This window comes from Helicobacter cappadocius, assembly GCF_030688855.1.
GTDB classification, from domain to species: domain Bacteria; phylum Campylobacterota; class Campylobacteria; order Campylobacterales; family Helicobacteraceae; genus Helicobacter_J; species Helicobacter_J cappadocius.
On the sequence record NZ_JAUYZK010000001.1, the window covers coordinates 115,624 to 127,276 of the forward strand.

Sequence of the window (11,653 nt, forward strand, 5' to 3'; positions counted from 1 at the left end):
AGGATAAAATATGGAACGAATATCTAATGAACAAATACTAGATATGATGAAAAATGCTTCACTTAAAGAACTAGGCGAGATGGCGAACCGCAAAAAACAAGAGCTTCACCCTGACAAAATCACGACTTTCATCGTCGATCGCAATATCAATTACACCAATATTTGTTGGGTCGATTGTAAATTTTGTGCTTTCAAAAGACGTTTGAATGAAGAAGGTGAATATATACTAAGCTTTGAAGAAATCGATCAGAAAATCGATGAACTTATCGCGATTGGAGGCACACAAATTCTCTTTCAAGGTGGCGTTCATCCAAAACTCAAAATTGACTATTATGAAGATTTGGTCTCTCATATTGCCAAAAAATATCCTGAAATCACAATTCATGGCTTTTCTGCTATTGAAATCAACTATATTTCTCAAATATCTAAACTGAGCATTCCTGAAGTTCTCACTCGCTTAAAAGCTGCGGGTCTTAGCTCTATTCCAGGTGCTGGGGCAGAAATACTGAGTGATAGAGTACGTGATATTATCGCTCCAAAAAAGCTAGATTCTGATGAATGGATAGAAGTGCATAGACAAGCCCACAAGCTTGATATTAAAAGTACGGCAACGATGATGTTTGGAAGCGTGGATACAGACGAAGATGTGGTGGAACATTTTGATAGAGTACGCAAACTTCAAGATGAAACTGGTGGATTTCGAGCCTTCATTCTTTGGAGTTTTCAACCTAATAATACTCCTCTTCAAAAAGAACTTCCAGATATTAAAAAAGCTTCTAGCAATCGTTATTTAAGATTACTAGCCTGTGCTAGATTGTACTTAGATAATGTCAAAAATATCCAAAGCTCTTGGGTTACTCAAGGTTCTCATATTGGCCAACTTGCATTGCTTTTTGGTGCAAATGACTTGGGTAGCACAATGATGGAAGAAAATGTAGTGGCCGCTGCAGGAGCAAGTCATTGTATGAACGAAGAGCAGATGATAAAACTCATCAGAGATATTGGTGAATATCCTGCAAAAAGAAACACTGCTTATGAAATCCTCAAAAGGTATTGAATGAAAAATCTAGTTCTTGTTTTATTATTATTTTTAGGAGTTCAAATGAATGCGAGTACGCCAAAAGATGCCATTAAGTTTTATGATATAAAAAATGTCAAAATTCCTGTTGTTTATGAACAATCCAATCTATTGCCTACAGGATTTGTTCAACTCGTATTTATAGGTGGCGGAAATGTGAATGATGGAAATAAAATTGGGCTTTCAAAAATAGCTTCAAGCATCCTAAATGAAGGGACAAAAGAACTTGGGGTAACAAAGTTTGCTGATTTGCTAGAGCAAAAAGCAATTAATCTCAATGTTCGCACCGGATTAGAAACGCTTAATTTTGAACTAGATTATCTCAAAGATGAGCAAAATACAGCTATCAATCTGATGAGCGATCTATTGAAATCTCCAAATCTCACAGAAAATGCCCTCAAAAAAGTTCGCACCCAAATCACTTCTGCACTGCTAAATAAACAAAATGACTTTGATTATATCGCTAGTGTGAATTTATCAAGTCTTTTGTTCAAAAATACACCTCTAGCAAATCCTGCACTAGGAACTATTAAAAGCATTCAAAATATCTCTTTAGATGATGTCAAAAAATACCTTAAAGAAAATCTAACCCTAAAAAGACTTATCATCATCTTAGGTGGAGATATGGATATAGATAAAACACTCGCACTTCTGAAACCCGTCTTATCTACATTGGAAGTAGGTGAAAAAGCACAAACCCATCACTATGAGGCCAATGATAAATCTCAAGAAAAAACCATCTACAAAGATACGCAACAAGCTTATATTTATTTTGGTAGTCCTTTTAGTTTAAATGACCTAAAAACAGAGGCTTATAAGGCAAAAGTGATGAGTTTTATATTGGGTTCTAGTGGATTTGGCTCAAGACTGATGGAAGAGATTAGAGTCAAAAGAGGACTAGCGTATTCAGCATATTTGAGAATCGCTACAAGCAATATTGCCAATTACACCACAGGATATTTACAAACCAAAATAGAAAATCAAAAAGAAAGTATAGAGTTAGTCAAAAAAGTCGTAGATGACTTTATCAAAAATGGAGCTACTCAAGAAGAGCTTGATAGTGCAAAAAGTTTCCTCTTAGGATCTGAACCACTTAGAAATGAAACTCTCTCTCAAAGACTCTATACAAAATTTTTCAATTTTTATTTGGGATTACCGCTTGATTTTGAAAAAATCCAACTCAATCAAATCAAAAATCTAACACTAGATGAACTCAATAGCTATATCAAATCTCATACAGAAATCAAAAATCTCACTTTCTCCATCGTCACTCAAAAAAGCCAAAAGGATAAGAAATGAGCGATTTTGAAACCGTTATTGGGCTTGAAGTTCATGTTCAGCTAAACACTGCAACCAAAATATTTTGCTCTTGTGCTACAAGTTTTGGTGAAGCTCCCAATACAAATGTTTGTCCAACCTGTCTAGGACTTCCTGGTGCTTTGCCAGTACTAAATCGCGAAGTGGTCAAAAAAGCTATTCAGTTTGGAACTGCTATCAATGCACAAATCAATCAAAATTCAATCTTTGCAAGAAAAAATTACTTTTATCCTGATTTGCCAAAAGCCTATCAAATATCTCAGTTTGAGATACCTATCGTAGGTAAAGGTAGCATAGAAATAGAAGTTAATAATCAAAAACGAAATATTGGTGTCACCAGAGCTCATATGGAAGAAGATGCAGGAAAAAATATCCATGAAGGGGATTATTCCAAGGTCGATCTCAACCGTGCCTGTACTCCCTTATTGGAAATAGTGTCTGAACCTGATATGCGTAACAGCGATGAAGCAATAGCGTATTTAAAAAAACTTCATTCTATTGTACGATTCATTGGAATCTCTGATGCAAATATGCAAGAAGGGAGTTTTCGATGCGATGCCAATGTTTCCATCAGACCAAAAGGTGATGAAAAACTCTACACGCGAGTAGAAATAAAGAACCTCAATAGCTTTAGATTTATTCACAAAGCTATTGAATATGAGGTGCAGCGTCAAATTGATGCGTGGGAAGAAGGAAAATACGAGCAAGAGGTTAAACAAGAAACTAGATTATTTGACACCGAAAAAGGTATCACAAGATCAATGCGAGGAAAAGAAGAATCTGCTGATTACCGTTATTTTCCAGATCCTGATCTTTTGCCTGTATATATTGATGAAGAACTATTTAAAGAAGGTAGAATCATAGCTGAACTTCCTGATGAAAAAAGAGCACGTTATGTCAATGAATTAGGCATCAAAGAAAATGATGCAGAAGTGCTCACGAGTGATTTGGAAATGGCAACTTATTTTGAGGAAATGATAGCACAAGGAGCTAGTGCAAAAGGTAGCGTTACTTGGCTTAGTGTAGAGTTATTAGGACGTCTTAAAGGTGAAGCAACTCTCCATAATTGTGGCATTAGCTCATCTACACTTAGTTTGCTAGTAAAACGCATTGATGAAGGCAAAATCAGTGGCAAGGGTGGTAAAGAAATATTAGATGTTCTTATTGAACAAAAAGACGCGGATGTAGATAAACTCATACAATCTCTAGGTCTAGAACAAGTCAATGATGATAATGCAATCATCCAGATTATTCAAGCTGTACTTGATGAAAATCCTGAAAAAATTGCTGAATACAAAAGCGGAAAAGATAAACTATTTGGATTTTTTGTCGGTCAAGTGATGAAAAACTCCAAAGGAGCTAATCCTACTCGCGTAAATGAACTATTAAAAGAAAAACTCGGTTAAATGCTTATCTTAAAGTCCCTTTTTATTTTTATACTCGCCTGTGTTTTTGAAGTGGGCGGTGGGTATTTGATATGGTTGTGCATAAAAGAAAATAAGCCATTATGGGTAGGCATACTAGGTGCGATAGCATTGATCATTTATGGAATACTAGCCACTCTTCAAGTGCAAAGTTTTGGAAGAGTTTATGCTGCTTACGGTGGAATATTTATCGCATTCTCTCTTCTATGGGCATTTTTTCTTGATGGATTTAAACCAGATAAATATGATATTATCGGGGCTTTTATCGCTATAATTGGTGCATCTATAATGATGTATGCCCCAAGAAATCTTAATTAGAGAAATCTTTTACAAAACTGCACTATTTAAATTCCACATCGGCATCAGTATGCCTAAGGCAAACCACAGAACAAGCAATCCAACAAAAACACTCATCAATGGTTCTAACCATCTGCTAAAGCTTTCTAAGCTTTGACTATATAAATGCTCATAATGCCTGTGAGCCATTTGGAGTATTTTTTCTAAATTTCCACTTCTCTCTCCTGAAACAATAAGTCCCTGCACCATAGTATCAATAATCCCTATCTTGCAAAGAGCACTACTAAGACTCTCTCCTTTTTCAATCCAAACCCCTACTTGTTCAAATTTTGTCTTTAAAAATACATTATTTACAGAAGAATGAGCATTTTTTAAAGATAATTTGATGTCAAGTCCAGCTTTTTCACAAAAATAAAACCCTAAAAAATACCGATATAGATCTCTATGCAAAAGTATTTTCCCCAAAATAGGAACTTTTAAAAAATATTGATGAGATTTTTCCCTGAAAACTTTGGATTTTCTAGGGAGTTTTTTCACAAAAAAACCCATACCTATCATCAAGAATAATACAGGAATACCCCATTTTGAAAAAAACTCACCACTAAAAATCAGAGCTTTTGTGCAAAATGGAAGCTGAACGGACATTTCTTCAAAAAGTTTTACAAATTCAGGCAAAACTCTAGCATTCAAAAATCCAAAAGCTAAAAATGTGCAAATAAATACAAGGCAAGGATAAAAAAGTTTCTTTTTAAATTCTATAAGTTCTTTTTGTTTTTGTGTTATTTCCTGTGCTAAAATCTCAAAAACCTCTGAAAGATTTCCGCTACTTTCCCCTATCCCTATCATTGCAACCCTTAAATCTCCTATAATAAAACTGAACTTCGAAAATGCACTGCTTAAAGAACTACCTTGAAGTAAAGATTTGAGAATATCTTCATACATTGATTTTATTTTCGGATGAGAAGAACTCATTATACACTGCTGGATGATTTCATCAATAGCAATAGCACTCTTAAACATAAAAGATATCTGCTGAAAACTCAAAAGAAGTTCTTGATCGTAGGAGAAAAGTGATTTGATACAAAAAGATTCTATAGGGGTGATTTCAATAGGCATTATGCCCAAAGTTTGTGCCTTGTGATGGGCTCGTTTTATGGTATCTGCTTTGATTGTTTTATTGATATGTTTGGAATTCCTGATTCCTGATATTTTGAACTTCATTATACTCTTGTCAAACGATAGATTTCTTCAACACCAATAACACCTTCTGCAGCTTTGCTCATGCCATCATCAAACATCGTTCTAAAACCAATCTCTTTTAAATAAAAGGGTATCTCTAAATGGTTTTTATTAATCATTTTTTTTAACTCAGGAGTGATTTCTAATACCTCCATCAATGCTTCTCTACCCAAAACTCCCTGCATATTACACTCCTTGCAACCGCTAGAAAAATAGGACTTTTCAATATTTTTTAAAGAAGAATCAAATTGGCTAGATACCTTTCTGCATTTTGGACACAGTTTTCGTGCAAGTCTTTGTGAAATAACACCAATAAGACTTGAACTAAGCAAATAAGGTTCAACTCCCATATTAAGCAACCTATCAATAGTGCTTATGCTATCATTTGTATGTATAGTAGATAAGACCAAATGCCCAGTTAGCGAAGCCTGTAATGCAAGTTGAAAAGTTTTTTGATCTCGAATCTCACCCACCATAATAATATCTGGATCTTGACGCAAAATCGCCTTGAGTGCTTCTGAAAAACCAAAACCATAATCAGGATTTATCTGAATCTGTGTGGCGAGATTGATTTGATATTCAATAGGATCTTCAATGGTAATGAGCTTTTTGTCATTTGATTTCAAAGCCTCCAACATAGCATACAAGGTGGTACTCTTGCCACTTCCAGTTGGTCCAGTTATCAGAATAATACCACAAGGGGCGTGTAATATTTTTTTAATGGTTTTAAGATTACTAGGCGTGAGATTGAGATAATCTAGGCTAATTACATCTGTACGTGTATCTAATATTCTTATTACAATGCTTTCTCCATATTGTGTAGGCATACAGGATATCCTAAGATCATAATTAACATTATTAACCAAAAAACTATAACGACCATCTTGAGGCAAACGTTTTTCACTGATATCAAGCTTGGATTCAAGTTTGATTTTATTACAAAGAGCATCAAAAAATTCTGTATGAATTCGAGCAATCTCTTTTATTTTCCCATCTTGACGTATTTTAAAACTACCATAAGAAGCTTTGGGTTCTAAATGTATATCACTTGCTTTTTGAAAAATAGCATTTTCTATGATAAGGGTATAAAGATTAGAAATTCCGTCTTCTTGATGATTGTAATGAATCTGACGATGTATCTGTTCTTGGATTTTTAGATTTTCCAAATGAGCATAAAAATCTTTTAATCCCGTGAGTGCGAACTCAATCTCACAAATAGGATACTTGTTTTTGATGAGTTCTTTGAGCAATTCAATATTTTTAGCATTAAATGGCTCTAGGGTAATAAGGGTTATTTTTTGTGTATCTACACAATAGGCAAATGTTTTAAGCTTAAAAGCCACTTCATAAGAAATAAGTGAGCAAGATTTTTCATCACTAATATAATTTTCTAAAGCAATGAATCTCATATTTGAAGCTTTTAAAATACCTTCATAGCATTCTGGAAACTCTATCAATGTCTCTTCAAAAGATTTTTCACAACTACGAATATAATCTATTAGCATCTTTGATTTCATATCAAAAGAACAATCATTCTGTGAAATCCCACGAGTTTTCAAAAAATCTTCAAAATCCTTTTTCATCTGTCCTCTTAGAAAAATAATTTTTGATTTGCTGCATCAGATATTGAGCTTTCTTTATTTCTTCATCCGTACCTATTTTTTCCAAACTTTTCGTATAAATTTCCCAACTTTTAATATCTTTTGGATTAATTTGGTTTGCTCTATATGCCCAAACCATAGCACTCTTGTAAGATTGTTTGTCATAGTAAGATTGTGCAATATCAATAGCGTGAGCATAACTTAGAGTGCCTTCTAATTTTGGTATATAAAGTTCTGGTTTCTCCATCAATGGCAACACACCTTTTGAGAGATTGGAATACAACCCCTCAAGTATACTGAGTGATTGTGATAGCTTTTGTATTTTCGCATTACTTTGTGTTGTGACCTGTTCATACGCTTTTGTATAGCCCTTATCATACCCTTTTGTATATCCACTACAATAAACGTCATGGAAAATTAGAATTATTTCTACACCTATAAGCATAAATGCGATCAACCTAATCAATCCTATTTTTATATATATCTGATGAAGCTTATTTGTAAAGATTTGTATTTTGTCCTTAAAAATAGGGGTTTTCATTTTTTATCCTTCTGAAAAGAATCATATCCCAGATCTTGCATATCTGGAGAAATAGATGAGATGATTCTTGGCGTAATAATAATCACCATTTCTTGCGTTTGTTTGAGTTGTTTTTTATATGAAAAAAGATATTTTAGTATAGGTATCGATCCTAAAATAGGGAGCTTTTTTTCAACTACAGAGTGAGTTTTATGAATAAGTCCTCCCAGAATGATTTTTTGATTATTTTGGAGTTTTACAATAGAAGAGAGTTGATTAGTAGATAAATTTGGGGGTGATTTTAAGGCATTGGGTTGGTTTTCTATTGTTGCATCTTTTGCACTTGTGATAGATGGATTGATTTTTAAAATCACATAGTCTTTTGAAATAGAAGGGGTAACATCTAAAAGCACACCTGAAAACACCGTAGGGAATTGTTCGCCAGTATTTTGAACGACTGCAGTATTAGTGCTATTTTGATAAACCAGATTTTGTGAATATCTCAATACATTACCCACAGAAATAATGGCGGGTTGATTATTGATGGTCAAAACTTTTGGATTTGAAACAGAACTAACCTTGCCATAGGTTTTTAGAAATTGCAAAATCTTTCCTATAGTGAGTTCTTGAGGAAAAATATTTACGCCATAAGTAAGACCATTTTGAGTTAATGAAAGAAGATTCTCGCCTTCTGATTTTATGCCTAGATTGTATATTTCTGCCCAATTTACACCTGCTGTATCAATATTATTGTGAGAAACAGTCAAAATATTGACATCAATAAGAACCTGAGCTTGTATCTTTTCATTCAAAGAATGAATATATTCTCCTACACGTTTGATTTGAGAAGGAGTAGCAGTTATGGTGACCAATCCTGCACCCTTGTTAATAATGATAGATTTTTTATTATTTTTGACAGGTTGATTAGAATCTACAAACCGATAGGTAATCGCAAAAAGCTCACTCTCAAGCTCTCCCCAAAAATTCAACTCATCAATAGAATAGATTTTAGTTCCACTTCTCCCGATATTGAGCTTGGTTTGATCTGTGCCTATAGAGAGTGCTTTTTGGTGTGCGTCATCTTGAAAGTCTGAATTTCCATAGAATTGATTTTGATAAAAATTCTGTGTATCTTGTGAAAAAATCACATCTGTATTGCTAGAACCTACTCGAGAGGTGGCAACATAGTCTATATGAAAAGTTTTGGTGAGAAATCTTTGAAATTTGATATAGCCATCTTTAATTTGATAGCCTACATCTACGCTATCAGAGAGAATATTCAGAAGTGCTTCTAATTTTTGAGATTTTATATTTAAAATAAGTTTTTGATTTTTTAAAAGTTCTTTGATTTGCGAATCTCCATAAACAATACTGAATGAACATTCATTAGCAACCTCTTCAATAATCTCTTGAGCAGACATATCTTGATGTGTAGAAAGGCTAAATTCCTTATCATTACATAAATCTAAGGCCGATGAAAATGACAATAAAAGTCCTAAAAATAAGATTTTTTTCATCACTCCCCTTTTATAATAGGATTTTTATTTATACTAAATAATGCTCTGCTGTTTTTATTTCTAGCGGATTGCACTTTAAAGAGATTAGATTTTTTGGGGTTAATATATAATCGCAAAACATCATTAGAGCTTTTAATCACAACCAAATCGTTAGCTATCTCAGATATTTTATATTTTAGAAAATAATCACCCTTTTTATACCACTTTCCATTAATCTTTGCCTTTTTGTTGAATATCATTTCTAAGAAAATTTTTTGAGTGATATTTGGACTAAAAAAATTCTGTATTTTTTGTGGCACAATCACAATAGCAGGAAGCTCAAACTCTTCTCCCGATCCAGCAGAAACACCGATCAAACACAAAATAAAAATATTTCTTAAAGATTCCACAATAAAGTTCCTAAATTTGCTAGATGAAGGGTGCAATCAATCCTTTCATTGTTGGGTTTGAGCTCAAGGTCTTGAATAAAAACAAAGTAATGCTCTTCAATAAGACGAATAAATTCGACAATATCTTCAAATTTTCCATTTATTGTAAATACAATATTCTTATCCTCTAAGATCATATCAGAGACAATATCTAGTTTTAGATCTTGAGTAAGTCTTGTAATAATACCGAGTATATCGTAGTCTGTTTTTGAAGCCTGTTTGAATACAAAAAGATTTTTTTGTAGGGCTTGAGTTTTACTAACAATATCTTCTTGAGATGCACTAGGAGATATTTTTTTAAGACGTTGGACATTTTGAGAAAAAATAAATTTTGCTTGTTCATAAGCGTTTTTTTTATTATTCAAAAAATCAGCGCTAGGTGGAATGATACAAAGATAAACGATACAAAACATAACTCCAATCGCACTAATCAAAATCAAATAAAGTTCTTTTTTTGTCCGTGCATCAAGAAATGCATCTAAGTATTTCAAAAAACTATAGAACATTTGAAATCCACACAATCTTTGTCATAAGTGCTTGATTGTTTTTAAAAATTCCATTGCTATATATTTTTTCATTTTGAAGGGGGGATTTTGTGTTCACTAAAATCAAAGGAGTATTGCTCAAGTCCTGCATAAAATCAACAAGATCTTGTTCTGACTTACTAGCAATATCAAGCTCTAAAACCTGAATATTTTCCACAATATCGCTTGTGAAATAAAATTTTTTTACAAAGATATCTTTCCCTGCCAAACGTTTGGATATCTCTGCAATTATATTATAACGTGGGGTATAGGAAGTCTGGATTTTTTGCAAAGAATGGAGATGATTTTGTAATTGATTTTGAGCTTTTGTTTGCTCAAAAACAGTCGTATTATTTTTACTAGAAGTATTTATGGATTGGAGAATTTGATTGTTTTGTAATTGGAGGGATTTAATTTGATGATTGAGATAAATTCCATAACCTATTTTGCCCAATGGCAACAATAACATCAATCCAACAAAACAAGCAATCTTTATTAGCATTGAAAATGTTTTACTTCCTTTTAGAGGATGATTATCCAAGCAGTGCAAAATTGGCAAATCTTGACTTTTTTGTTTTTGAAAATATTCAAAACAAAGATATGGCAATGGGTGAGAACTTTTGGTAATTTCGCTCAAGGAATATATCGGAATATCTGCCTCAAAATTCTTACTTCCATTGCAAACAAGTAGAGATATTTTTGAATAGATCGTTTGAATATAATGCAATGCCCTATCAATATCTTCTTGTCCGACAATAAAAGTATGATAAACAAAATTACCTTGATAATAAAAAACAAGACTATCTTCAAATAAAAATAGGCTCGATTCCCTATATTTATCTTCCAAAGCCATAGGCAAAAAAATATCAGGAATAAAAAAACTAACTGGAATATCTAAGTCGTGTTTGATGGTATTTTTCTCATATCTAATTTCTTGATTTTTTGCATAGATATGATAGATAAACTCTAAGGACTTTTCTTCTACAATATAACTAAAAATATAGTCTTTTTGTGGTTGAAAAAAACCTTCTTGAATACATTTAGCATATAAATAGTCTCTTATATTTGAGACTTTAAATAAGTCAGTTTTTTTGATATTTAACTGATATTTTAAAAGCTCTCTAGCCTTTATGTCGGTGATAAAGACATCATTTTTAGAAATTTTCGCAGGATTTAAGTCAATATCAAAATATAAGTTAGTTTGTTTTTCTAGATAAATAATATTACTTTTTTTATTCATAGGAATCATTATGATAATACCTTATAATAAAATCAATTCAGTATTATTTCAATTTTTTACTTAAAAATATATATTTTACAAATCTGGTTTTTTCTCTGTAAGTAAATACGTTCTAGCCAATGTCCTTTGGACTTGTGATGTTCGGAGATTTATAGCTTGTATATAAATATGTATCTCATAGCCATCATCTATGTCAAAAAGATTGTATCCTCCCTTATATTCTTTATCAAATATAAACTCATCATTATCACATTGTTCTTTGGTCAAAGTCTTTAGACATAATTTTGCCATTTCTAAAATACTTTGAACATAAAGGGATGACTGATACTTTAAATGTGAATTACTCATAGCATCTATACGTACTCCTTGCATTCTTAGTGAAGCCGTAGAAATATAAGCAACTGCCAACAAAACCATCAAAGCATAAAAAAGTCCTTGTGCCTTTGAATATTTCAAAAAACCTCTTGA

The 11,653-nt window shown here is 32.6% G+C and carries 12 protein-coding genes; 4 read left to right on the forward strand and 8 right to left on the reverse strand.

Going from position 1 to position 11,653, the window contains the following annotated elements:
* Positions 1 to 10 precede the first annotated feature (10 nt).
* Genes Q5I06_RS00540 through Q5I06_RS00555 form a run of 4 tightly spaced genes read left to right on the forward strand, consistent with a single transcriptional unit; the run spans position 11 to position 4,137 of the window.
* Complete coding sequence (locus Q5I06_RS00540) at positions 11 to 1,057, forward strand: dehypoxanthine futalosine cyclase (RefSeq protein ID WP_305516249.1); 1,047 nt, start codon at positions 11 to 13, stop codon at positions 1,055 to 1,057.
* Positions 1,058 to 2,377, forward strand: a complete 1,320-nt coding sequence (locus Q5I06_RS00545; RefSeq protein WP_305516250.1) for a M16 family metallopeptidase — start codon at positions 1,058 to 1,060, stop codon at positions 2,375 to 2,377.
* Positions 2,374 to 3,801 (forward strand): Asp-tRNA(Asn)/Glu-tRNA(Gln) amidotransferase subunit GatB, encoded by a 1,428-nt coding sequence (gene gatB / locus Q5I06_RS00550; protein WP_305516251.1) that lies wholly within the window; start codon positions 2,374 to 2,376, stop codon positions 3,799 to 3,801. The genes Q5I06_RS00545 and gatB overlap by 4 nt, the downstream gene beginning before the upstream one ends.
* Complete coding sequence (locus tag Q5I06_RS00555; RefSeq protein WP_305516252.1) at positions 3,802 to 4,137, forward strand: YnfA family protein; 336 nt, start codon at positions 3,802 to 3,804, stop codon at positions 4,135 to 4,137.
* A 9-nt stretch (positions 4,138 to 4,146) separates the two neighbouring features.
* Here Q5I06_RS00555 and Q5I06_RS00560 read toward each other — a convergent pair whose 3' ends face one another.
* The 8 genes from Q5I06_RS00560 to Q5I06_RS00595 form a co-directional block, all read right to left on the reverse strand.
* The gene (locus Q5I06_RS00560; RefSeq protein ID WP_305516253.1) at positions 4,147 to 5,337 is read right to left on the reverse strand and encodes a type II secretion system F family protein; all 1,191 of its coding nucleotides are present in this window, start codon (positions 5,335 to 5,337) and stop codon (positions 4,147 to 4,149) included.
* Positions 5,337 to 6,938 carry a GspE/PulE family protein gene (locus tag Q5I06_RS00565; RefSeq protein ID WP_305516254.1) on the reverse strand — a complete coding sequence of 534 codons (1,602 nt, stop codon included), beginning with the start codon at positions 6,936 to 6,938 and terminating at the stop codon, positions 5,337 to 5,339. Before Q5I06_RS00565 ends, Q5I06_RS00560 begins: the two co-directional genes overlap by 1 nt.
* A complete protein-coding gene (locus Q5I06_RS00570; protein ID WP_305516255.1) occupies positions 6,922 to 7,497 on the reverse strand; it encodes a hypothetical protein in 576 nt (191 codons plus the stop codon). Before Q5I06_RS00570 ends, Q5I06_RS00565 begins: the two co-directional genes overlap by 17 nt.
* On the reverse strand, positions 7,494 to 8,993 hold the full coding sequence (mshL, locus tag Q5I06_RS00575; RefSeq protein ID WP_305516256.1) for a pilus (MSHA type) biogenesis protein MshL: 1,500 nt from the start codon (positions 8,991 to 8,993) through the stop codon (positions 7,494 to 7,496). The genes Q5I06_RS00570 and mshL overlap by 4 nt, the downstream gene beginning before the upstream one ends.
* Positions 8,993 to 9,382 carry a hypothetical protein gene (locus tag Q5I06_RS00580; protein WP_305516257.1) on the reverse strand — a complete coding sequence of 130 codons (390 nt, stop codon included), beginning with the start codon at positions 9,380 to 9,382 and terminating at the stop codon, positions 8,993 to 8,995. Before Q5I06_RS00580 ends, mshL begins: the two co-directional genes overlap by 1 nt.
* Positions 9,370 to 9,927: a hypothetical protein gene (locus Q5I06_RS00585; protein WP_305516258.1), complete on the reverse strand. Its 558-nt coding sequence runs from the start codon at positions 9,925 to 9,927 to the stop codon at positions 9,370 to 9,372. Before Q5I06_RS00585 ends, Q5I06_RS00580 begins: the two co-directional genes overlap by 13 nt.
* Entirely contained in the window at positions 9,917 to 11,185 is a 1,269-nt protein-coding gene (locus tag Q5I06_RS00590; protein WP_305516259.1) for a hypothetical protein, read from the reverse strand. Before Q5I06_RS00590 ends, Q5I06_RS00585 begins: the two co-directional genes overlap by 11 nt.
* A 75-nt stretch (positions 11,186 to 11,260) precedes the next feature.
* Complete coding sequence (locus tag Q5I06_RS00595) at positions 11,261 to 11,641, reverse strand: hypothetical protein (protein ID WP_305516260.1); 381 nt, start codon at positions 11,639 to 11,641, stop codon at positions 11,261 to 11,263.
* Positions 11,642 to 11,653 lie beyond the last annotated feature (12 nt).